Raw genomic sequence first — 23,552 nt, 5'->3', positions numbered from 1 at the left:
TATAGGAGTCTGATATCCCTGTTACTATCTTTGGTGAAAGATTACCACCGAAGATAAAGGTTTAACAAACCCCTGTCTCCAGCAATCCCTAAAAAGACCCCCATATGTCTTGCCTAAAATTAAAACACTATTAGCTAAACCGCGAGAAGCCCCGCACTTTACCGGATAGGCTAAGTGTACTATGGTCAGCGCGGGGCAAGGGTCGGAACGTCGAAATGCCAAATGGAGGCGCGCTTGACCTAGGCGAATTTAATTCGCCATGGGTCGCGCCTCAAAGTTTTAACCCTTTCAGCCAAGCCTCCTAGCCATAAAGGCTGCCCCAGCGAGGGATTGCTCGCTGGGGTAACTTCTGACCGTGTCGTTAATAAAGTAACCCGTGTAACCTAAGCAGTAGCTGGTGTTGGAAAGAAGCCCGCACTGTCCCGTGCTTGGCAGCGTCGGGAGTATGTCACTAAAACACTACTAGAGCAATCTGGTAAGCCCCCCACAGCACAAAGTCGTGAGCTACGAACCCCTACATCACAAATATCGTCCCCAGAGATTTGCAGATTTAGTGGGGCAAGATGCGATCGCAAAAACCCTAACCAATGCCATCGAGAGTGAGCGCATTGCCCCTGCCTATTTGTTTACTGGCCCTAGAGGTACCGGGAAAACCTCTTCAGCACGGATTTTAGCTAAGTCTCTCAACTGTCTCAAGACTGATTTGCCAACTCCATTTCCTTGTGGGGAATGTCACGTCTGCCGTGAGATCGCTGGTGGTTTATCCTTGGATGTGACTGAGATGGATGCAGCTAGTCATACAGGTGTAGATAATATCAGGGAAATCATTGAACGGGCTCAATTTGCCCCAGTCCAGTGCCGCTACAAAGTGTATGTGATCGATGAATGCCATATGCTTAGTACCGCAGCCTTCAACTCCCTTCTCAAAACCCTGGAAGAACCACCGGAGCGGGTAGTCTTCATCTTGGCTACCACAGACCCTCAACGGGTATTACCCACCATTATTTCCCGCTGCCAACGCTTTGATTTTCGCCGCATTCCCCTAGAGGCAATGGTGTCTCATCTGAAGGATATTGCAGTTAAGGAAAATATAACTATTACACCAGATGCCTTAACCTTAGTGGCACAAGGGGCTCAAGGCGGGCTCCGGGATGCAGAAAGTTTGCTAGATCAACTGAGTTTGTTAGATGAACAGGTCACGGTAGAGCAGGTTTGGGATTTAGTGGGGGCATTACCTGAACAAGACTTGCTGGCATTGCTAAACGCGATCGCATCTTCTGAAGCAGTAGCAGTACTAGAACAATGTGGCTATCTGATCGATAGAGGTCGAGAGCCCCTAGTTATCCTACAAAATCTGGCTAGCTTCTACCGAGATTTGTTGATTGCTAAAACTGCTCCTGCTCGTAATAATTTATCAGCCATCACCCTCCCCACCTGGCAGAAGCTGTGTGAGTTAGCTAAACAGCTGGATGTGGAGAGTATTTTACGTGGTCAACAGCATCTAAAAGACAGTGAAATTCAGATCAAAAACACTACCCAGCCCCGTCTCTGGTTAGAAGTAACCCTAATGGGTTTATTGCCAGCGGCTCTTGCCTCTCAATCCGTAGAAACCTCAAAGTTATTCCCTGAAAATCCATCAGTCAAACCCTCAGCACCTTCGGTTAAACCTAGGCACCAGCCTAAACTACCACCAGTTGGGAAACATCAGCCCAGAAAAGAGCCATACAATCAATCAACCTCTGCTCGAGATCAGACTACTCCTAAACCAGAGCATCCAAGTAAACCAGCTCAGAAGCCCAAGACTCAGAAAACTGAGGAGCCTAAGCCTTCAGAAAGGTTAGGGTTTCAACCACACCCAGACACCTCTACCAATGGCATACCCAAAACCCCTGATTTAGCTACAACCTCAATACCGAATCAGGCGGTTGACCATAGCGCTATTGTTGAGCAAGATAGCGAGGTTAGCAACCAGCCCTACGAAATCGAGCAGGTTTGGCAACAGGTCATTCGTAATATTGAACTGGATGGGTCTAGAGAAATACTGCGTAGCAACGGCTGTTTATTAGCTTTCAATGGCCGAGAGGCATCTATTGGCATCAAAAAGAAGGGTGTACAACAGCTTATAAAAGGAATGTTGCCCCAAATTCAAAAGGCATTTGCCAAAGTCCATCCAGGTCATGTGAAAGTTAATTTCCAACTCGTAGGAGCAAACCCGTCCCAGACCGCTCCTCAATCAAGAGTGACCCTAGCAGCAGTACCAACTCAGAAATTACCTCCACCAATCACTACCCCAGCACCACAGGAATCTTCAAACAGCAAGGGGGATTCAAAGGGGGATTCAACCAAGGCCAAACTAGTTGTGCCACCTAGCACCAGTGACTCTTCAAAGCCAGCAGTAAACCCCTCCTCCCAACCATCCCAGCCAGAAAACCTTGCCCCTCCTAGCAATTCTGAAGCATCTGAAGCAGTGGACACTGTATTATCCAAGGGAGGTTATGATTTCTCTGACTTAGACTGGGATGCTGATCAAATAGAGCAAGCTTTAGGGAAAATTAAAGATTGTTTTGGCGGAGAAATTATTGATTTAAATGATGAGCTGAGTAATAATGAAGTGATGCCCAAGGAGCCATTAGTAGAATCGTTTGTCAATGATACTCAGGCTATCTTTGACCAAGAGCAACCCCAATCATCAGTAGCCGAAAATCAACCTGATCCAAGACCGTTTCCTAGAAAGATTCACAACAAGCCTCAACAGTTACAATATGATCAAGATGGTGAACTATCTTTTTAGAATTATAAATTTGGGAATTGGGCTAGCAAAGGGAGCAGAGAGTAGGGAATATGGCATCAAAAATTATTTGTGATAATTTTTGATATCTAGAATTGGTAATTTAAATTTAAATTTAAATTACTAGGCTCCTATAGCGTTGGTATTTGAGATGGAAACCTGTATGGTCTTTTTTTATTGGACAATAAAACTGAGGTTCTCTTTCCCCTATTGCTAGCATGCCTATTGCCTTTTGCCTTTTGCCCCAATTCGTGTGTTTACAACCCAGAGACAAACCCTATAGGCGATGCAAAATTTCTGGTAATAGCTGACCTGGCACTTTAGAAAGGGCAAAGCTTTGTCCCGCAGGACCATTTTCCCGAGAGAATGCTCGAATGGTGTGGATTAGGTAATTCAGAGAAATTTGGTAGGTTTCCGGTTGCTCAACTGTACCCATACAAGCTTGGACATGTTGGTGTAGGGCAGCTTCTAAATGAGTTAACTTAGACCCTTTGCTTAAGGAAAATTGTGGGTGTGTCGCTAGCTGGAAATTAACTAGCCCCAAGTTGTTGTAGGTAGCTATAATATCAAAATTAACTGGTACAGGTGATCTGTTATGGTTAGAGACTTGGTCAGAAGGGTGTGGTTGATATCCTGCGATCGCAAGAGCATTTTCATAAGCCGTTATACATTGCTTAAAGTATTCTGCTTTTGCCCCATATTCCTCCTTTAACTGGTCGGCTAAGTGCCAGTAGGCGGTACCTAGGTTATTCTGGGTTGCAGCATAGCCAGCTGGGTCAACCTCCGGTTTCCGGTATTTGAGAGCATCTTGATAGGCATATATGGCTAGCTTCAACCAGACTGTTGGTTGTTCGTGCTGGGCAAGACTCCAGTAAGTCGTACCCAGGTTATTTTGAATCATTGCCCAATTCTGAGGATTGGCTGTGGTGTCATGATGAGAGATGGCTTCTTGGTAGGCTGCGATCGCTTTCTTTAAATTCGGCACTGGTGATTGATGTTGCGCTAGATTCCAGTAAGCCGTTCCTAAGTTATTCTGGGTTGAAGCATATTTAACCAAGTCATGGTCAGCACCGCCATAGCGCAAAGCTTCTTCATAGGCGCGAATAGAATTTTCCAGATTTTTAGCTAAATCTTGGTACTGGGCTAACTCTCCATAAGCTGTTCCCAAATTATTCTGTATCATGCTAAAAATTTCGGGAGATTGTTCCGCTAAAAAGTCAGTTAGTGCTACTTGATAGCATTTAATGGCTTGCTCTAAATAAGAGAGCATCAGGTTGTCATTGTTCGGACAACGAGATAGCATCCAGTAGAAATTTCCCACATCATTGAGGATAGCGGATTCTTCGATAGGTGTGAATTGTGACCATTGCAGCGCCTGCTCATAAGCCTGGATTGCGATCACTAAGTTTTCCTCAGAGGCATCTCCTTGTTCAATCAGGTAGCGATAATGATTGCCCAATTCAAGATAGGTTTGGCCTGTAGATGGTTTTTGAGTTCCAGGTTGCAAGTTATTTGGTTCAGAGTTATCTTGTGGTGTTTCAGTTTCAGTTGTCGGTCGCAGGTTATTTATTTGTAAGTTATCTTGTGGTGTTTCACTGTGATTTTCAAGTCGCACATTCTTTGATTGAAAGTTATCGTTTAAAGCTTCAACATTAAAACTTTTAACTGTCAACATATCCTCTTGCCCTAACAGTGTCTCCACATCTTCCTGACCAGGATCGATTACTGTTGTTGAGGGGGGTAATGTGTAAGAAGCCTGTGCTGTATCAGCCACCCTTTGGGATAGGGGTGTTGGTTCTCCTTCAAACTCAAAGAAACCAGTGTGCTGTTGCCAAAATTCTGGTACCGACTGCTGAATGGAATAAAACCAAGGTCGTGGCAACCAAAGCAAGAAAGTCAGTTCCCAGTAGCTGAGATTATTCCCAATTGACTGTAAATGCCTGAGAAACAATCGTTGCAGTGCTGCGGGTTGCCGTGTTAAGTTTTCTATACCCAGAATCTGAAATCCCGGTATACTTTCAGAAGTGTAAGATTCCTCATGGTCGGTTAACCATTGACTAATCTGAGCTAAGGGATTGGGTTCGCTCAGATTTAAATTCAGGCTGACCAAGTTTGGGTAACCTTGGTGGTTCATTGACCCGTTTGCTGCACATAAGCCTAACTCCCGGTATAATTGATCTGCTAGCTGGTTGCGCAGATTCAGGTCATCACACACTGCCAAAAAAAGCTGGCGGCGCAGACCAATACTCAAAGCGAGTTTCAAACGTTGATAGGTTTGCCGATTCCAACTGGAAATTTCTTGATTTGAGGCAATGTCCGTTACTATCATGCTGGCATAGGTGTCAGAGCAAAGGGATTCCATATCAACCTTTTCCTGGTTTTGTTGCCTAAGTCAGGATTGAACTTGAATATTCTGTGATCGTGGCTTAATTTATCACTACTTAGCACTCAGGACGATTTTAAGGTAAGTATTGTTTAAGTATCATTACAAAATAAATTACCTCTTCCTATTATCGGTAAGGCTTATAACATCAGGATTTTTATTTTGTAAAACAGGTAATTTTTTTTGTGTGACTACTTACAAATCACTTAGCATTGCTATATCCGTATTTATAACGATTGTTGAAAAATAATAGTATATAAAAATCAGTAATTTTAACCATAGCTATTACCATAAATTTAGTCAACAATAGATTAAAGTATAGCGCTACGCGCAAGGCAATAGGCAATAGGCATGCTAGCAATAGCTGAATATAATAGCTTTTGCTGCTTTTATAAATGTCCTAACCTTAATGGGTAGTGCTATATATCGCTGTTTACTAAATTATCGTAAGCATATGCGCTACAGATGGTGCTACTTGAGGTGCTATCAGCTATCAGCTGTCAGCCGTCAGCTGTCAGGCGTTGGCCTTTGGCACCTCAATTATCGTGGCATAGGCTTCGACGCTGGGACGTAGCGCATAAGCTAAATCCTTACTTTGTATAGTAAATAGGTACAAATATTTTTCCCGATTCCCGATTCCCGATTCCCGATTCCCGTTCCCCTCCTGGGAGGGGTTAGGGGTGGGTTCCGATTCCCGATTCCCGATTCCCGATGACCTGTTCCCTGTTCCCTGTTCCCTGTTCCCTAGAAATGATTAAACTCAATCAACATTTAATAACTTATTTAGGTAGTTGCGCCTTATCTGCACTGGTGCTGTTTCCCGGATTAGCTAAAGCTCAGGTTCAAGTTTCTCCCTTAGTTATTGAAGAAGAAGCAGAACGAGGTCAAGCCCGAGGTATCATCAACGTCACCAATCGCAGTAATAAGGCATTTCGAGCCCGTGTCTATGCGACACCTTTTACCTACGATGAAAATGGGTTTGAGGCATTGGAATCTAGCTCTAATGATTTAACCCCTTATCTACAATTCTCCCCTCGTGAATTGGTGGTAGAACCAGGAGTAACTCGCCGCATCCGAATGATTTCCCGCTTTCCTCCTAGTATGGAGAAAGGGGAATATCGGGCAGTGATTTTCACAGAAAATCTGGAACATTCCCAGAATAACCGTGGTGGTGTCAGTATGGGCATCGTACCTCGCGTTGGTGTCACTGTCTATGTACGTCATGGAGATATTTCTCCCCAGTTGACCGTAGAGGAAGCGAGCTTTGATGACAAGAGTAAGCAGATTCTGTTACAGGTTAGCAACAGTGGCAATGCCACTGCACGTCCCAAGTTGGAGTGGACTCTGAAACAGGGAAGCACTACGGTCACCACTGGTAAACAAAACCCATGGACAGTTATTGCTGGGGGGGAACGAAAGATTTCCCTAGGATATCCTAGTGATGCCAAGGAATTGACAGCTGGACAATACCAATTGACTGGAACCTTGCTTTGGGGCGAAGAAGAGAATCGACAAAGTGTGCCTTTTAGTATTAATCTGACTATGCCCAGCAGCACCACTGCTCAGAGTAGGTAAATTCAGAGTACGCCAATCAGCAGACCTCTTGCAAAAGTCCAAAACTAGTCTCCACAATCCTGCCAATATCCCAAGTTATCTACTTCTCCAAGAAGCCGATTTGATTAAGTCGAATGGCACTAACTTAAGCAAAAGTAGAGAGGTAGCATGCTATCTCTCTACAAGACTGCAAAGACTGAATTAAAAAGGTAGTATTTAACACAGATATTATCTTTTTATTAATTAAAAATTATCCGGTTATCTGCTCCGAATTTACCTGTTTCCTGTTTCTTTTAAAAACTAATTATGATAAACTCCAGTTGTAAGCATTCAGCTGTCAGCTAATGGGCTACGCGCACGCTACGGGAACAGGTATCAGCTTATGCGCTACAGATGGTGCTAGTTGAGGTGCTAGCAGGCGCTTTAACTGCACGGGGTCGGATGAGTACAACGAGCAGGGATTTTCAACCAGCCATACCACCACCCCCCAGCTGGTTTACTACCTCCCTTTGATTACCTGACGGCACATCAAGTAGCGTGGCCTACGGCCAACGGCTGATAGCTGAATGCTTACATCTACTTGAGCTAGGGTAAACTGGTGGTGTAAAGGAAATTTTTAGAAATTATTTTAAAAAAATAAAAACTGTAACCATTCAGCAAAGATACCGAAATTTTAAACTAATTTAACTTGATTAATATGTAGAAAATTACGGGTAATATAGTAATATTTTTTATAGGATTATGGTGGTTTTTATTCCCATAGTAAATAATACAGACCCTAATTGTTTTTACTTAAATCTGTCTGGAAAGGCTGTTCTAGATATTGACAGAACAATTAGCTGATGTTAGATTATTATAAATCAACGGTTTGTTGGTAAAGTCTCCGTAGGAAAAATCGGGTGAAGCCGATTCCCACGGAGACAACTAAAAATATAGAGGTTAATTGCAGTTCAATTTTCCAGCGGAATACGTCGCTGGCTTCCAGCCAATAGTTGAGTTTAGTCAGCTGTAGCTGTCACCGTAAACTTATAGGCATAATCACCACCTTTAAGGGGTAAAAGTCCCTCGATCTCCATGTTAGCTTCAACATCGTATTGGTTAGGAGGTAACGATTGGGGTGGCAGTGCAGGTCCTTCCTTACTACGCCCAATCTCGCCAACTGGTCCACCCCCAAGATCAAAAAAAGTAACTCCATACTCGTAGTTATTGGCGGTGTCTAAAAGTTCTTCAGATAGACGATTCATCGGCATCAAATCCCCAAGAGAGACAATTGCGCCACTATTACACACCATCACACCTGTAGCAGGATCACCTTCTACGTCATTAGCAACTAATACTTCGGGAAAAGGGTTTGCTAAATTACCAGGTTGAACATTTAAAAAAGAACATGTTCCCTCTACTGTGCCGTGGAATTCAAACTCCTGCTCTGTCTCAGGAGCTTCCTGAGCAAAGGCACTGGTAGCACCAACAGCAACACCTAAAGCAGTCAAGGCGGAAATAAATAAGGATTTACCGAATTGGTTTCTCATGTCCTTTATCTGGTGGGAATAAACTGTTTGTTTGTAATTTGTTTGTAATTCTATTGTTTCCTAATTTCCTAACTGGATACATCCGGAAAGATACCGAATTTAAAATTCATTGAATTTGATTAAGGTGGATAAAATTACGGGGAATAAGGGAATAGTAGTGCTACTGCAATAAACCCGATGTATCAAACCCCTTAGTTACTGTTACTTGATCTGACCAAATTGGAAAGTATGTATGTAGTTTCCCTTAAAAAATTTAGTCAGCATTTAGTCAGCTCATAGGTGTTGGATGAAAATTATTTCACTAGCTTATCTAGCTGTAACAACTCTCTTGTCTTCTTTGATTACCATAACTTCCGTTGTTGCCCAAACACTAGCACCTGAAATCCCAAAACCGGAAGTCGCCGCCACTACCTCTAGCCCAAGGCGAAACGATAGTGATCAATTGATTATTCTTCCTGTAGGCGTCAATCTGGGAAAACAGAATGTGATTCCTAGTACCTTAGTGCGGGGATTTGAAGATGGTTCCCAGGCAATTAATTTTGAAAAGTGGCTGATTCCCTTAGATGATGTGATTAAGGGCTTGAAATTAGATGTCAAACCCTTAGAAGATGGTCAATTAGAAGTGCGATCGCCTGGTTTAGTCACCCGCATCAATCCAGAAGACTTACCAACTGACCCAGAATTAGGATTAGTCATTCCCGTCAAAACCATCCAAACTCTTCTAGGAGTCCCGACGGAGTTTGACATGATTGAATACGCCATTAGGTTTAATCCCCCCTGGTTGAATGTGCGGCGCAAAGGTCGGCGAACTCCAGAAATCCCAGTCGTACTTGAAGGATTATCTGAGATTGATGCCCCTGCCTTTAGCATATCCGCGATCAGACAACGGGTAAATATTAGTGGCAGAGGGGGTGGTAGCAGTTCTCTGTCTAATTCCACTAACTATACTGGAGAATTTACCACCATCGGCACCTTATTAGGAGGTAGCTGGTTTCTGAGGACTCGCCAACCGGATTTAACCGATACTGGGACGTTTCGGTTACAGGAAGCCCAGTATTTTCGCCAAACCGATGCAGCGGATTATGTCCTAGGTTCCCAGCCCACCTTTTGGCGAAGTCAAGGGACAGGTCAATATTGGGGTGCGACCACTATCCAGCGCTGGGGATTTATCCCACCACGGTCATCGGGGGGTGGATTTAGTCCTAGCCAACGGTTACAAGCCAATGACATTGGACGCAGCATTACTGGGGAAGCTGAACCGGGTACGTTAGTCCAGCTGACCCAAGGTTTTAATGATGTGGTAGTGGATGAAATCCTAGTGGACTCCTCTGGGGTTTACCGCTTTGAAAATGTCATAACTGGACGAGGCGGTAGCAATACTTATCGCGTCTTTCTATATCCCGATGGACAGCTTACTGCGGAACCGGAAATTCGAGAGGCAAAATTTTCTATTATACCGGGTCAATTGACCAAGGGAGCCTCTGCTTTAGTTGTTTCCACTGGCTTGAGTCGGGAATCGAGCCAGAATGGGAATTTCTTTGGTGAGTTTACAGACGTGCGGGGGGGAATTGCCTATCGCTTAGGAGTCACAGAAGACCTGACTTTGGGGATGGGGATGGTTTACGACGAGTCAGTATTGGGGTTAGGGGAACTATTCTATCAACCTGCTGGATTTCCCTTAAAGGTAAAAGTGTCGGCTCTTTTGGGTACAGAGGATGAGGGGATAGACTATGATGCCAGTATTAACTTCCAACCCTCCCCTAAGCTGAGCTTTAACTTCAACAGTGATAGTCTAGCGCAGCGGTTTCGGGTCAACTGGCAAGTCTTTCGTGGTTTAACCTTGAGAGCCAGTGGTAACACTCGGGAAGAAGCCTTAGCTGCTGGTATGAGCATTTCCCACACTAGCCAAAATTTCTCACTCTTTGCCAGTGCTGACATGGACACCAATAATAACTTGCGCTGGAGTTTGAGGTCTAACCTGGGAAGTCTGAGACTGTCCCATCGAGGCAATGAAATCACCACCAATTCCGAACTAATCTATTATTTGTCCGATAGCAGTGCCTCTAAAGGACATTCCCTGCTACTGGGTTACGAAACCCGGGATTCAAATAACCGTGATGATCACCTCGCTCGCTTAGCTTGGCGCTATCGTTCTCCACAACAGTCTAGTGATGGTCGATATCTATGGGACTTGGATTTCGGCTATGGCTTCGGTTCTCGGGGTAATGGATTGATTGCCTCAGCTTCCAGTGCCGTGATTCCCGGATTAGTATTGCGGTTACGTTATCAGGAAATATCTACTACCTCTGATGGCAGCACGTTCAGGATTGAGGTCTCTCCCAATATCAATGTCCAATCAGGGATTAGCGCTGCCGACACCCGCTTTGACCGCTTACGCAGCCGAGGGGGATTGTTAATTCAGCCTTTCTTTGACAACAATGGCAATGGTAAACGAGATAAAGGGGAAGAGATTTACCTCGAAGAGCCGGATTTACTGTTACTGCTGAATAATAAATCGATTACCTCTTTTCGACCAGACATTCGCAACAATGGGATTTTTGTCAAACTCGACCCTGACACCTATCGCCTTGACCTTGACCCCGCCGGATATCCCATCGACTGGAAACCCGAGGAATCGGCCTATGCGGTGGAGGTGGTGCCCGGTAGCTATACTCCAGTTACTGTGCCAATGGTACTATCCTACACCTTTGCAGGTGTAGTCACTGATGCTGGGGGAGAAGCGGTGGAGGGTGCGAAGGTAGAAGCAGTACCAGTTGATTCAGGAAAATCGATTTTTTCGATTACCAACGGTGCTGGGGTCTTTTATTTAGAAGGGTTGCAGCAGGGTAAGTATAATTTACTGATTAATGGTGAATCGGCTCAACCCAATCAAATCGAGATTAAGCCAGATTCCGAACCTTTCCAAGAACTGAATTTATCGATACTCCTTAGTCCTTAGTCTTTAATCCTTAGTGTTTTGTAGCCAGCAAAGAAGTAAGCATTCAGCCCTTAGCGGTCAGCCCTGGGCTTTTGGCCCACCCTGGGCGAACAGCTTTGTGGCACAGGCTTCGACCCTGGGACTTTCCTGATATTAAACGAATGCTTACCTGTTTTCTTGATCCCAAGCGCGAGTGGGGGAAACCCCCTTTGGCTGACTGCATCGCTTATTCAAAAGCTGTTCGGTGTAGCTTGCCCTATGCCCATAAGCACATCAAGTACCGTGCCCGCCCATAAGCTGATAGCACCTCAAGTAGCATGCGTGTAGCGCATATGCTGATACGCGACACGCTGATAGCTGAATGCTTACGTAATAGGTAATCCTCAACTACCCATTACCCATTACCTGTTACCGATTACCGATTACCCCCTGGAATACCGAGAGTTCAAGCTTCAACTTCTGCTGGTTCTGGTGTAGGGGCTGGGGATGATTCCTGTCTGATGGTGAGGTAGCGAATCACATCTTGACTTAGACGCATTGCTCGCTCAATCTTGGCCACATGGGTACCTGGTCCATTATAGTTCATTTGAATATAAATCCCTTCCCGGTACCTATCTATGGGATAGGCTAAACGACGCTTGCCACGATGCTGAATCTCGATTTGCTCTCCACCTAGTTCCTGCAACAGGTCTCGATATTTGCCGATAGCTTGATCTACTTGTTCCTCGCCCAAATCAGGACGCAGGATGTACATCATTTCGTAAGTGTTTTTCACTGGTATTAATCTCCTTATGGACAATTTGGCTTCTTTTTATCCGATACACAGCACTAACAATCAGCACTAACAATCAGCACTAACAATCAGCACTAACAATCAGCTTTCCTTGAACCACACCAAAGGTGAGAGTCAAGGTTGGGTAATTGACTTGCTTGCTACTGGATAGTTAAAGAAGCAAGGAATTGATCTACCGCTACTCAAGCGGACAGTTACCGGATCGGTAAGTGTGTGGGGTTGTTACACTTATCTGAATACTTTGATCTCAATACTTTGATCTCAATACTTTACAAGCATTACCCCTTCAGCATTTTAACCCCTTGTGCAACCAATTTCAATTAAATTTCAATTAAGTTGTGCTCAAAGAAAGTACATTCGTCAAAGGGGAATAACACTAGACACCACCAGACACTACTAGAAGATGCTATGTCTGAATGCAGCTTGTTATCTATTGTACTGTTAAGGACAATCTGTTATCGGTACTCAGTACTGACGTACTACCAACTCAATACTACCTTAGGTAAAGTAGAGAATTTTCGTAATATTATTAAGGAACATCTATTGTTATGACACAGCGTTACGTTCGAGTTAAATCTTCTAAAGGACAGACCTACTACGGCTTGTTACAGGTGACCCGCACTATTCAGGTGCTGGATGCACCACCTTGGTTACAGGGACAACCCATAGATTTAGAGTTGGAACCAGAAAGCTATCAATTGCTGGCTCCGTGTGCACCAACTAAAATCGTGGCTGTAGGCAAAAACTATACTGAACACGCAGCGGAATTGGGAACATCAGTTCCTGAGGAACCTTTACTGTTTCTTAAACCCCCTACCACTATAATTCCTGACTCTCAAGCCATCCAGTATCCGCCTCAGTCTCAGCGAGTAGACTATGAGGGAGAATTAGCACTGGTAATCGGTGACTATTGCTTAGACTGCACACCAGACGAAGCTCAATCCAAAATTTGGGGTTATACGATCGCTAATGACGTAACGGCTCGGGATTTACAAAAGCGGGATGCCCAATGGACCAGGGCTAAGGGATTTAATAGCTTTTGTCCCCTCGGACCCTGGATAGTCCGGGAATTGAGTGCTGGGGCAAAATTGCAGACATTTCTGAATGACAACCCTGAGCCAGTACAATCAGCTTTAATTAGTCAAATGGTATTTCCGCCAGATGTTCTGGTATCTTACATTTCCCAGGTGATGACCCTAGTACCAGGAGATGTGATCCTTACGGGGACACCCCAAGGAGTAGGACCAATGGAAGTTGGCGATCGCGTCCGGGTGGAAATTGAGGGAATTGGCCAGTTGGAAAATACGGTGAGCTTACGCCCTTCACAGGCCAAGACTAAGGAATACTAGGGGACTTGGCTGTAAACGGCTTGACTAAGGCTTGGTATTTCTGCGTAACGACCCATCAATGATTGAATCATGGAGTAGCCGCAGGCGGCAAGGATTCCTAAAAATACTACATTATACAAGGTTTCTGTTAGCAAGTTAACCCCTAGTGCTTGGCGTAAAATTGGCAACAATAGAAAACCCAAAACTAAAAGAATGTCTAAAAGAATCGCCTGCATGGTGTTAAAGCGAACAAAATGGCTGATTCGTGGGTTTCTGACTACGGCTAAGAACAAAACAAAGAAAATAATTAACCCCGCCAACGGCAAACGGTAGTAAATTGAAATTAATGGTTGTAGTGGCAGGTAAATAATGCCCAGAATGGGAAACTGTCTTAGCAGAAATTGACCAAAGGGCAAAACCACAATTAGAGGCAGTATATATGCAAGGGCTGCAAAAATCCGGTCTTTAACATCTGTTGATCCGCGCCAAGTCATCGTGATTTCTCCTTGAAGATGTTCAGATCAGGGTTACACTAACTATTATTCAGCATAGCGCAGCACAACACTCTACCCCATCGCAACCTGAAATGCGATTGACCTTTGGTCACGCTTCGCGATCGCTTAGTACAAAAGTTCTTACTACAAAAGTTCTTACTACAAAAGTTTACTCCATATTTACCAGACGGAAGCCCATTTCACACTCATACTGTTGAGCTTGCTTCTCACTTAGCTTCTTGAGGAGATGAGCACACACCAATTTGCCTTGATGCCAGCGAGGTTGACCACTTGGGTCAGCCAGTAAACAACATTGGCAGACAAGGTCGGGGGAAATTACTTGGTTGTCCGTTAGAATTACTAACATAGCACTAATCCTGTTACGCTATCAGGGCTGATGCCGAAGCAAGATACTCTAAGGTCTTCTCAACAGGCTGGAGGATAGGGAAAAATGTTTATTTGCTCACGACACCTTATGCCCATACTAATCGAGAAACTCTTGACCAATCACCTTAGTGCTTAAGTCTTGTTTATAAGTGCTGTTGATTAGAACTATTGCTTAACCCTATTCTTATCTTATTAGATCCCCTGGATGATAAGTGTTGTATAATAAATAATTTAACATAATAAAAACTTTAAGTTTTGCTAAAAATTGGCCTAATCTGAGTCTGAATCGTTCCAGAATCAAGCTTTAAGCTCATCCTTACCGATGAATTGTTTGACAGGACTTATGAAAAACTGGTGAAAAACTGGGCATCAAACGCCCATATGTAGTAGGAATAAGTAGTAGGGATAAGTAGTAGGGATAAGTAATAGGGTGCGTTAATAACCAACCCTGTAGGTATATTTACTGGGTAAGTCCTGTTTAAGGGTCGTGTCCAACTAAACGGGCAAGGGGTCTCCCGTTATAATCGCGTGATTTAACGGGTTAGAAGTTACCGTAAGACAGTTGAGCCTTATTTCATATAACTTAAACTTATGACTCACAGACTGTCGCTTATAAAGGCTAAACTGTCTAAGGCGCGCGTCTCCGGGGAATTGCCCGACTGGGTATATTGGTTCTTGAGATATTGTTTGAGTTGTTTAACTAAGGGCTGATGATACTGACCTACTGCTACAGAATTAAGCCGAACACCGAACAAGTAGCCATCATGGAAAGATGGCTAGAACTATTGCGCCGTCACTGGAACTATGCTCTAGGGCAAAGACTTGATTGGCTCAATAGGAGTCGTTGCTCTATTGATAGATGTAGTATCGTTAGTGAACCAATTGGTGAAATACCAGAACCACTCAATTATTACACTCAGCAATCAGCCCTCAAGGAAACCAAACGGTTGTTCCCTGAGTACAAAAAAATTTACGCAGAAACTCAACAAGTTAATCTACAACGACTTAATAAAGCGTGGGAAAGATGGAGGAAACCTGTCAAGGGTGGCAAGCGGGGTGGAAGACCTCGTTTCAAGAAGCCTGGAGAACTTAGATCTTTTGTCTTTCCTAGGGTGAATAGTTCTAAAGCGGGGGCGCACTTAATTGATGGAGTTTTAAAACTAAGCAAGATCGGTTCTATTCCTGTGGTAATGCATCGACCATTGCCGGATGGATTCACTCTCAAGCAGTGTACTATTGTCAAAAAAGCTGATGGTTGGTATTGCTGCATTTCAATGAAGGATCATACCGTCCCTGAAATATTACCTATAGATTCAGTTAAGTCTGCTGTCGGAATTGATGTTGGCTTAGAAAAGTTTTTAACTACATCTGACGGTGAAGCAGTACCGATCCCACAGTTCTACAGGAAGGCTCAAGACAGACTGGCATTAGCTCAAAAAGCGATGTCCCGTCGTGTCAAGGGTTCTAACAACTGGAAAAAAGCTAAAAAGCAAGTTAGCTTGTTGCATCTTCACTTAGCTCGTTGCAGAAAAGAGTTTCATTATCAGGTTGCTCATTGGTTGTGTAATAAATATGACTTAATTGCTCACGAAAATTTAAATATCAAAGGACTTGCTCGAATAAGACACGCAAAATCAATACATGATGCTGCGTGGGGGTCATTTCTAGAAATCTTACAAGCAGTGGCGGTCAAACGCGGTTTGTTAGTCCAGGAAGTTAATCCACGGGGTACAAGTATCGAGTGTTTCAATTGTGGAGCTTCAGTTGAGAAAAATCTCGCTGACAGAGTCCATCATTGTCCTGATTGTGGAGTAAAAATTGACCGCGATTGGAATAGTGGCATCAACATTTTGAATCGTGCATTAATGGCGGTTGGACTGCCGCTCAATGGCTGTGGTAAATCGATACAGGATATCGAGGAGCAGCAAGTCTCATTTGCGAATTTGAGAAGCCCACATCATAATCTCTGATTTGATGTGGGAGTGGTCACAAAATCTTCAGGGCGACTAAAGCTGCTATGTCGGTACCGGTAGTCGCTGATGGGATAAACCCGTGCATCAAAGCGCTACCTCAGTTTTTGATTCCCGCTCCTGCCTAGACGGGGCTTTATTGCCTCAGAGGATTTTTTGTAAGCACTTACACCTTTAAGGTTGTTGTGTCAATACCCAAACGTGATCGATCCTAGAAGTAAAGAAAGTGACTCAAACTAACTTAGATTTTCTCGCCGAAACCGATCCCACGATAGCCACGTATCTGGGACAGGAACTCCAACGCCAACGGGAGCATCTGGAACTTATTGCTAGTGAGAACTTCACCTCCCCAGCGGTGATGGCAGCACAAGGCTCAGTGCTAACTAACAAATATGCTGAGGGATTGCCCGGAAAGCGCTACTATGGCGGCTGTGAGTTCATTGACAAAGTCGAACAAGTAGCGATTGACCGTGCTAAAGAACTATTTGGTGCTGCTCATGCCAATGTGCAGCCCCATTCTGGCGCTCAAGCGAACTTTGCAGTATTTCTAGCCTTACTAAAACCTGGTGACAAGATTATGGGGATGGATTTGTCCCATGGCGGACACCTTACCCATGGGTCACCGGTCAATGTGTCGGGCAAATGGTTTGAGGTGTGTCACTACGGTGTCAGCCAGGAGACTGAACAATTGGACTATGGTCAGATTCGGGAACTTGCTCTGAAAGAGCGTCCCAAACTGATTATTTGCGGCTATTCCGCCTATCCCCGAATCATTGACTTTGAGAAATTCCGGGCCATTGCTGATGAAGTGGGTGCCTACCTGATGGCGGATATGGCTCACATTGCTGGTTTAGTTGCTACTGGTCATCACCCTAACCCCCTTCCTCACTGCCATGTGGTCACTACTACCACTCACAAGACCCTGCGTGGTCCAAGGGGTGGCTTGATTCTGACCAATCAATCGGATTTGGGTAAAAAGTTCGATAAGGCAGTGTTTCCCGGAACTCAGGGGGGTCCGTTGGAACATGTGATTGCTGGTAAAGCTGTTGCCTTTGGGGAAGCCTTGACCCCAGCATTCAAAACCTATTCTGCCCAGGTGATTGAAAATGCTAAGGCTTTGGCAACGGCACTGCAAAACCGGGAGTTAAAGATTGTTTCTGGTGGTACAGATAACCATGTATTACTGGTAGATTTGCGCTCTATTGGTATGACAGGTAAGCGAGCTGACCAACTGGTGAGCGGTGTCAAGATTACGGCTAACAAAAACACTGTTCCCTTTGACCCAGAGTCGCCCTTTGTCACCAGTGGCTTGCGCCTAGGTTCCCCCGCCATGACTACCCGAGGCATGGGAGTGGCAGAATTTACTGAGATTGGTAATATTATTGCCGATCGCTTACTGAATCGAGAGGATGAGCAAGTGGCAACTCAATGTCGCCAGCGTGTGGCACAGTTATGCGATCGCTTTCCTCTGTATCCCCATTTGACCATTCCTTTACCAAGTTTGGTCTAAGGGTTGAGGGTTGACGGTTGAGGGTTAAGCGTCAGCATAAAACCAACAGTAGGGTGGGCTAATAACGCACCCTACTGTAGTCTTCGCTTTGGTTTATCAGGGAGTCGGGAGCGGTGCGCTTGACCCGTAATTTAATTACGGGTCAAGCGCACCGAGGGAGTCGGGAGTCGGTAACTTCGGATTAAAAGAACTGTCCGCCGTAACCCACCAATAGTCAGCGATTTCAGTTGTCTTAAGATTTAGTTTATAAACAGTTTCTAAGTCCTATTCTGTCAACATCAATAATGGAACAGCCCTTATTCACACATTTAAATTGTGAATAGGGGCGCTTTGGGGAGATGGGGAGATGGTCAGAGGGTAGACCGGCTTTTTCACAAGTGGATTGACCGTTGGTCACGCTACGGGAACGATTGGCCGTTGGCCAAGCTACGCGATTGACCGTAGGTCACGCTACTTGAGGTGGAAATTTAAATGCATCTTAGGGAACCCAAGTATAGCGTTTTTATTTGAGATGTAAACATAGGACTGCATCAATATAGGGAACAGGAAACAGAGAACAGGGAAGAGTAGGAAGGGTGCATCTCATATTTGTAAAAAAGATCGGAAGTGTGGGGCCCGGGCGCGGGGAGTGTGGGGCCCGGGCGCGGGGAGTGTAGAAATTTTCGCCCGAATTTTTGCCTAATTGCAAAACTGAGATGCACCCAGTAGGAAAGAGCTCCGAATAGTTTTTGATGTTATCAGAAAGCGATGCAGCGCGGTCATGGGGGTTCCCCCCATGACCGACTGCATCAAGACACAGCAATATTGTTTATGACCTATTGGTAAATGCTATATTGACTGAATTATCTCTTATCAAAGAATTTTTCATTAAAACTTGATTATTTTAAAGATTGAGTAAATTTTACTTGGATTAGCTCAATTTTTCCAGATTTATATGTAATATTATTCTTGGGAAATAAATCAGTCATCAACGTTAAATCGTTCATTGTTGTCATAGCTACCAACCTAAAGCAGTAAAAGAAAAGACCTCCCTCTGGGGATAATAATCAACAATGAACTCTATCTTGAGAGAGCGCTGCTTGAGTTCGTAGCGATTTTTCTGATTAGTTACATCCATGCTTAAACTAGTTGGCTTGGATGTGTCAGATCATGGTGCTTGCGTATTAAGAGGCTCTAGATTTTAGAATTAATTGATTTGAGCCCCTTGATATTTAGATGTTCTGACTTATAGCTTTTATGGCCTTGATGAGGTATGGTTATCAACCTCAAAGTCCTCCTTACAAATGGGGACCAACGGGGGATCGCTTTGTACCTCATTGAAGAGAGAATTGCTATATTAATAAATTCTCCAATACTCTCCAAACCGATGCAGTGGCTCATAGGATAAACCCCCTTTTGCCGCGCTGCATCAAGACATAGTTACAGCAAATAGTGTCGTCGCGAAAACCATCGTATTTTCCCTAACAAAGGAGTAATCAAGTTTATGTCTACTCGCCAATTGTTCAATGTCTTAACCCTATGCTCAGGTACAGTAAGTTTAGTTAGTGCCGCAACTCTTTTAAGTGCTAACCCAGCTTTGGCAATTGTCAATGGCAGTTTTGAGACTGGTGATTTCAACCCATGGGCAACCATAGGCGACACTAGTATTGAGACAGCAGAGTTTGGAAGTGGTCCAACAGATGGAGACTTCCAAGCTTTACTAACTACTGGTGTTGGCTCAGTTCCTGTCTCGGATATAGAAACATTCCTAGGATTAACAGCTGGAAGCTTAGCTACTATCCCTAATCTTCCCAATGTAGATACTCCCACAGAGGGTTCTGCAATTCAACAAACCTTCACTGCCTATGCCGGAGATATTTTGACTTTTGATTGGAACTTTCTCACGAATGAATTTACATCATCTTTGAATCCAGAAGATTTTAACGGTCTTCCCTTTGTTAATCCAGAAGTTTTTAACGATTTTTCCTTCGTCAGCATCTCTCAAATGGTAGATGGACTAGCTGACACCAACTCCCCACTATTCATAGAATCTTTGACACCTTTCTTTCAGACACCTTTCTTTGAAGAGACTGGCTTTCAGAGTTTTTCTTATACCTTTGAAACTTCTGGAACCTTTAGTTTAGGACTTGGAGTCTTGGACGAGGATGATCCTTTTGTTGACTCTGGACTGCTGATTGACAATGTTCAGCTAACACCCGTTCCGGAACCTGCTTCAATTTTGGGCTTACTAGCATTAGGTGCTTTGGGAACAGGTGCAGCTTTCAAAAAAAAGACTGCTTAAGCATATGCGCTACGCGCACGCTACTTGAGGTGCGGTCAGCGGTCAGCGGACAAAATAAATTCTTGTAATTAGTTTCAATTAATAATCATAAAACCCCACTGGTTTAAGACACTGGTGGGGTTAATTTATGATTTATGATTTATGATTTGTAATTTTTAATTTGTCCACAAATTGACCAAGATTTAAATGCAGCAATTAATTTATCCAGTCTGGCGTACAGCTGAAAGCCTATAGAGGGGTAACCGCTTCCTACTCCCTACTCCCTACTCCCTACTCCCTACTCCCTACTCCCTACTCTCTACTTTAATACAATTATCCCTCGGTTTTGGTGCTTATCCTGATTTCAACACAGGTTTTGAAGCTGTATACTTGACAAAACTTCCGGTAATCCTATACCACCGGTTGATGGCAGGGTTGCTCCAACTGATATATTATGAGTTTCTGCTCGTTCTGATTGCCCCTGTGGCATTTCTCTAGAAACAAACTCCTTGGTTACAGGCGATATCCTTTATATAGGGTAACTAACCCCATACTGTGCAACTCAAAAGTACTTAAGACTTGATGCTACAGGAAATAAACAATGAAATCAAATCCTTTGCCTCAAAAGCACTTGTCCTCACCTCAACCAATTCAGGAACACATTGATCAAGGGGTTGAACAGCAACCACAAGACCCATTACCCGAAGTAGAAACGGAAGCTGCCAGGGAAGCAACCAATACCTCCGCCAATCCCTCCCGTAAAAAGCGACCGATGTGGCCTTTTCTGTTGCTAGGTATCGGTATTATAGCATTGGGTGCGATCGCTTTCAAACAGTCCCAACCTAATCCCGAGGTATCACAAAACACCATCACAGCAGCCCCAGCTGAACCTAACCGGTTACCTGTACGAGCCACCCCAGTCAAAATTTATCCACTGCAACAGTTAGTTTTTGGCAATGGTTTCGTTTCAGCAGTGCGAGGCAAACACCTGACCTTCCAAACCTCAGGAACTATCACCTATCTCAAAAAAGTTAATGGACGGGATCTACGAGAGGGAGATTTTGTCAAAAAGGGTGAATTACTAGCAAAATTAGATGACCGCAGACTGCGAGCAGAGCTGGCACAAGCTCAAGCCCAAACTGCTGAAGCTCAGACCCAACGGGTAACAGCACAAGCAAATTTGTCTCAATCTCAAGCAAATGTAGAACAAACCAAAGCACAAGTAATCAGCGCCCAAGCCCAGTTTGAAGCAGCAAAAAATGATTTTGATTTAGCGATATCTGAATTCAAACGCCGTCTAGAACTTTTCGATGCCGGTGTAATCTCAGAGAGTGATGTTGATGTCTACAGAAATAGAGCCGAGGATGGTCAATCCCAAGTCAGAGCAGCACAAGCTCAAGTTAATGCTGCCTTGAGCAATGTCAAAGCTGCTGAAAGTCAGTTAGCATCTGCCCAGTCACAATTAACTGCTACTCAAGCCCAGATTGCTTCAGCCAAGGCTGGGCAAACTCGCTCTACCATTAGTTTAGAAGATACGGAGATTGTAGCACCCTTTGATGGAATTGTAGCCCACCTTAATATCCGAGAGGGAGACTTCTGGACAACCCAAATTTTAAACAGTGTAAACACTAGTAATTATCAGACTGTAGTCGATTCAGTGCCGATCATTGTCAATGACCCTAGCGCTTATGAAGTCGATGTCGAACTCCCGACCTTTTATGGCCCATTGGTGCAACCCGGTCAATCAGCTTATGTGGTGTTAGATCAAGACATGAGTAGTGCCTCTAGTAGAGGCATGACCCAACAGGAATTGTTTCGCCTTGCTAAAGCCCGAGGCGCAATTTTTTCAGTCAGTCCTTCGGTTAACCCTGGTGAGCGTTCTGTAAACGTGACCATCCGCCTGTACCAAGGAAGTAAGAATGTACTGGATAGGGAGCGAGTTTCTGTTTGGATTGCTGTGGAAGAAAACCCCACAGCCCTAAGTGTTCCTATTAATGCAATTGTCTACCGCGACCATAAACCCTATGTATTTGTTGTAAATCAACAAGAAAACGTCGTTCAACTGCGTCCGGTAACAGAGGGTATTAAGGGGATTTCTATGCAAGAAATTAAAAGTGGTGTTGAACCTGGCGATTTAGTTGTCACAGAAGGACTCAATCGCTTAGTTGATGGCACACCAGTTGAAGTTATTAACTAGTAAGGAATAATTTGGGCAGTTGGTAATTGGTAAGCATTCAGCGGTCAGCGGTCAGCTATCATGCAGACGTAACTCAGATTAAACAAATGGTTACCTGTTTTATTCAAAAGCACCGATTGCGCGTAGCCCATAAGCTGAATGCTAATAGCTAATAGCTAATAGCTATTAACTGAATGCTGAATGCTGAATGCTGAATGCTGAATGCTTACGGTAATTGCTAAGATGACGTTTTCCTTTGGTAGGTAATTGATGAGTAGTAAGCTGGTTTCCTCCAACTCTAAACCTGAGGTTTTACAGGATAAATTAGATCATAATGGGCATAATGGGCATAATGGGCATGATGTGCCTGATGTTAACCGAGCCTCAGGTTTAGCTAAATTCTTTTTCCTGAAAACAGTATTTGGTATTCTCTTGATCGTTTTGCTAACCTTGGGTGGATTGATGGGTTATCAGTCGATGGTCAAAGAAGCCGATCCAGATGTGGAAATTCCCATGGCGATAGTGACTACTAGTTGGGCAGGGGCTGACCCAGAAAGCATAGAAACTCAAGTCACAGATAAAATTGAAAAAGAACTCAAATCCCTAAAGGGATTGAAGAAAGTTGAGAGTGCTTCTTTCAACGGTTTCTCCCAGATATCAGTGGAATTTCAAGCTAATGCCAATGTTCAGGAGTCGATGGCACTGCTGCGGCAAAAAGTCGATGATGCTGAACCGGAGATTAGTTCAGAGGCTAATCAACCAAATATAGAGCAAATCTCTGCCCAAGATGTCCCAATTTTCTCGATTGGTTTATATGGTAATCTCGATCCGGCGGTGTTCAGTCGGGCGGCGGAAGATATTCAAGAAAGACTCGAAAAAGTCTCGGGTGTACGGGAGGTTAATGTAGCAGGACAACGGAAAGAAGTTATCAATGTCCAACTTATCCCCAGCCGCATGATTACTTTGGGGATTTCCCCAACCACAGTAAGTGACCGCCTCAGAGTTGCTAACCAGGATATGCCCTGGGACCAGATTGAAAATGAACAGATTGGGGCTCAGGTACGATTGTACGGTAGGTTTCGTACCTTGGAAGATTTACGTAGCTTGCCTATCACTCGTTTGGGTGGTACTAATGGCAGGGTAGTGCGCCTAGATGAAGTGGCTTTAGTACGTCGGGATTTGGAAAGGGAAAAGACTCGTGCCTTCATTAGTTGGCAGGGTTCTGAGTTTGAACCCACCGTCAGCATGGATGTAGTGAAAGTACCAGGGTCTGACTCGATTAAGGTCATCGAAAAAACCTTAGAAGAACTGGAGTCTGATACTTTTAACCCGGACAAATTCCGACATCTTGGATATCTAGGATATCATTTGAGTCAGAAAAGCTGAGTACTACATCCCCGACTGCTTCGAGGAAGGTGGTATCCCACATCGCCTTCAGGAAA

At 44.2% G+C, this 23,552-nt stretch carries 16 protein-coding genes; 10 read left to right on the top strand and 6 right to left on the bottom strand.

Translation table 11 applies throughout. The features are described 5' to 3' along the window. Positions 1 to 499 precede the first annotated feature (499 nt). A complete protein-coding gene (locus F6K63_RS16410; RefSeq protein WP_287312706.1) occupies positions 500 to 2,791 on the top strand; it encodes a DNA polymerase III subunit gamma/tau in 2,292 nt (763 codons plus the stop codon). Positions 2,792 to 3,065: 274 nt separating this feature from the next. On the opposite strand, the gene F6K63_RS16405 is transcribed toward F6K63_RS16410, so the two are convergent. Next, complete coding sequence (locus F6K63_RS16405; protein ID WP_008188501.1) at positions 3,066 to 5,150, bottom strand: tetratricopeptide repeat protein; 2,085 nt, start codon at positions 5,148 to 5,150, stop codon at positions 3,066 to 3,068. 732 nt (positions 5,151 to 5,882) lie between these two features. On the opposite strand from F6K63_RS16405, the gene F6K63_RS16400 reads away from it, so the two are divergent. Further along, on the top strand, positions 5,883 to 6,746 hold the full coding sequence (locus F6K63_RS16400) for a fimbrial biogenesis chaperone (RefSeq protein ID WP_287312705.1): 864 nt from the start codon (positions 5,883 to 5,885) through the stop codon (positions 6,744 to 6,746). 977 nt (positions 6,747 to 7,723) lie between these two features. Here the strand turns inward: F6K63_RS16400 and F6K63_RS16395 are convergent. Further along, positions 7,724 to 8,254, bottom strand: coding sequence for a hypothetical protein (locus F6K63_RS16395; RefSeq protein ID WP_008188505.1), 531 nt, complete (start codon positions 8,252 to 8,254; stop codon positions 7,724 to 7,726). A 286-nt stretch (positions 8,255 to 8,540) separates the two neighbouring features. On the opposite strand from F6K63_RS16395, the gene F6K63_RS16390 reads away from it, so the two are divergent. Further along, positions 8,541 to 11,213 carry a carboxypeptidase-like regulatory domain-containing protein gene (locus F6K63_RS16390; RefSeq protein ID WP_008188506.1) on the top strand — a complete coding sequence of 891 codons (2,673 nt, stop codon included), beginning with the start codon at positions 8,541 to 8,543 and terminating at the stop codon, positions 11,211 to 11,213. Positions 11,214 to 11,637: 424 nt separating this feature from the next. Here the strand turns inward: F6K63_RS16390 and rpsF are convergent, their stop codons facing one another. Further along, complete coding sequence (gene rpsF, locus F6K63_RS16385; protein ID WP_193374718.1) at positions 11,638 to 11,967, bottom strand: 30S ribosomal protein S6; 330 nt, start codon at positions 11,965 to 11,967, stop codon at positions 11,638 to 11,640. Positions 11,968 to 12,533: 566 nt separating this feature from the next. Between rpsF and F6K63_RS16380 the strand changes: the two genes are divergently transcribed. Continuing rightward, positions 12,534 to 13,334, top strand: coding sequence for a fumarylacetoacetate hydrolase family protein (locus tag F6K63_RS16380; RefSeq protein WP_008188508.1), 801 nt, complete (start codon positions 12,534 to 12,536; stop codon positions 13,332 to 13,334). Here the strand turns inward: F6K63_RS16380 and F6K63_RS16375 are convergent. Both F6K63_RS16375 and F6K63_RS16370 read right to left on the bottom strand, forming a co-directional pair. Then, a complete protein-coding gene (locus tag F6K63_RS16375) occupies positions 13,331 to 13,807 on the bottom strand; it encodes a Tic20 family protein (protein ID WP_008188509.1) in 477 nt (158 codons plus the stop codon). The genes F6K63_RS16380 and F6K63_RS16375 overlap by 4 nt on opposite strands. Positions 13,808 to 13,976: 169 nt before the next feature. After that, on the bottom strand, positions 13,977 to 14,174 hold the full coding sequence (locus tag F6K63_RS16370; protein ID WP_008188510.1) for a hypothetical protein: 198 nt from the start codon (positions 14,172 to 14,174) through the stop codon (positions 13,977 to 13,979). 730 nt (positions 14,175 to 14,904) lie between these two features. Between F6K63_RS16370 and F6K63_RS16365 the strand changes: the two genes are divergently transcribed. The 4 genes from F6K63_RS16365 to F6K63_RS16350 all read left to right on the top strand — a co-directional run bounded on the left by F6K63_RS16365 (position 14,905) and on the right by F6K63_RS16350 (position 19,955). After that, positions 14,905 to 16,164, top strand: a complete 1,260-nt coding sequence (locus F6K63_RS16365) for an RNA-guided endonuclease InsQ/TnpB family protein (RefSeq protein ID WP_008188511.1) — start codon at positions 14,905 to 14,907, stop codon at positions 16,162 to 16,164. 226 nt (positions 16,165 to 16,390) lie between these two features. Beyond that, the gene (glyA, locus tag F6K63_RS16360) at positions 16,391 to 17,674 is read left to right on the top strand and encodes a serine hydroxymethyltransferase (protein ID WP_008188512.1); all 1,284 of its coding nucleotides are present in this window, start codon (positions 16,391 to 16,393) and stop codon (positions 17,672 to 17,674) included. 315 nt (positions 17,675 to 17,989) lie between these two features. Further along, the gene (locus F6K63_RS16355; protein ID WP_267872101.1) at positions 17,990 to 18,112 is read left to right on the top strand and encodes a hypothetical protein; all 123 of its coding nucleotides are present in this window, start codon (positions 17,990 to 17,992) and stop codon (positions 18,110 to 18,112) included. 1,045 nt (positions 18,113 to 19,157) lie between these two features. Further along, positions 19,158 to 19,955, top strand: a complete 798-nt coding sequence (locus F6K63_RS16350; protein WP_008188514.1) for a PEP-CTERM sorting domain-containing protein — start codon at positions 19,158 to 19,160, stop codon at positions 19,953 to 19,955. Between the two features lie 343 nt (positions 19,956 to 20,298). Here the strand turns inward: F6K63_RS16350 and F6K63_RS16345 are convergent, their stop codons facing one another. Next, complete coding sequence (locus F6K63_RS16345; RefSeq protein WP_287250949.1) at positions 20,299 to 20,424, bottom strand: hypothetical protein; 126 nt, start codon at positions 20,422 to 20,424, stop codon at positions 20,299 to 20,301. 111 nt (positions 20,425 to 20,535) lie between these two features. Between F6K63_RS16345 and F6K63_RS16340 the strand changes: the two genes are divergently transcribed. Both F6K63_RS16340 and F6K63_RS16335 read left to right on the top strand, forming a co-directional pair. Beyond that, the gene (locus tag F6K63_RS16340) at positions 20,536 to 22,131 is read left to right on the top strand and encodes an efflux RND transporter periplasmic adaptor subunit (protein ID WP_287312704.1); all 1,596 of its coding nucleotides are present in this window, start codon (positions 20,536 to 20,538) and stop codon (positions 22,129 to 22,131) included. Positions 22,132 to 22,380: 249 nt separating this feature from the next. Further along, complete coding sequence (locus F6K63_RS16335) at positions 22,381 to 23,496, top strand: efflux RND transporter permease subunit (RefSeq protein WP_287312703.1); 1,116 nt, start codon at positions 22,381 to 22,383, stop codon at positions 23,494 to 23,496. Positions 23,497 to 23,552: the final 56 nt, after the last annotated feature.

This window comes from Moorena sp. SIO1G6, assembly GCF_010672795.1.
GTDB classification, from domain to species: Bacteria; Cyanobacteriota; Cyanobacteriia; order Cyanobacteriales; family Coleofasciculaceae; genus Moorena; species Moorena producens.
The sequence above is the reverse complement of the archived record's forward strand: the minus strand, read 5'-3'. Positions and strand labels throughout refer to the sequence as shown.

Bases quoted from the DNA above. Each gene is read 5' to 3' on its own strand.
- F6K63_RS16405 (WP_008188501.1), bottom strand. From the start codon at position 5,150: ATGGAATCCCTTTGCTCTGACACCTATGCCAGCATGATAGTAACGGAC.
- F6K63_RS16400 (WP_287312705.1), top strand. From the start codon at position 5,883: ATGACCTGTTCCCTGTTCCCTGTTCCCTGTTCCCTAGAAATGATTAAA.
- F6K63_RS16395 (WP_008188505.1), bottom strand. From the start codon at position 8,254: ATGAGAAACCAATTCGGTAAATCCTTATTTATTTCCGCCTTGACTGCT.
- F6K63_RS16390 (WP_008188506.1), top strand. From the start codon at position 8,541: ATGAAAATTATTTCACTAGCTTATCTAGCTGTAACAACTCTCTTGTCT.
- F6K63_RS16380 (WP_008188508.1), top strand. From the start codon at position 12,534: ATGACACAGCGTTACGTTCGAGTTAAATCTTCTAAAGGACAGACCTAC.
- F6K63_RS16375 (WP_008188509.1), bottom strand. From the start codon at position 13,807: ATGACTTGGCGCGGATCAACAGATGTTAAAGACCGGATTTTTGCAGCC.
- F6K63_RS16370 (WP_008188510.1), bottom strand. From the start codon at position 14,174: ATGTTAGTAATTCTAACGGACAACCAAGTAATTTCCCCCGACCTTGTC.
- F6K63_RS16365 (WP_008188511.1), top strand. From the start codon at position 14,905: ATGATACTGACCTACTGCTACAGAATTAAGCCGAACACCGAACAAGTA.
- F6K63_RS16350 (WP_008188514.1), top strand. From the start codon at position 19,158: ATGTCTACTCGCCAATTGTTCAATGTCTTAACCCTATGCTCAGGTACA.
- F6K63_RS16345 (WP_287250949.1), bottom strand. From the start codon at position 20,424: ATGCCACAGGGGCAATCAGAACGAGCAGAAACTCATAATATATCAGTT.
- F6K63_RS16340 (WP_287312704.1), top strand. From the start codon at position 20,536: ATGAAATCAAATCCTTTGCCTCAAAAGCACTTGTCCTCACCTCAACCA.
- F6K63_RS16335 (WP_287312703.1), top strand. From the start codon at position 22,381: ATGAGTAGTAAGCTGGTTTCCTCCAACTCTAAACCTGAGGTTTTACAG.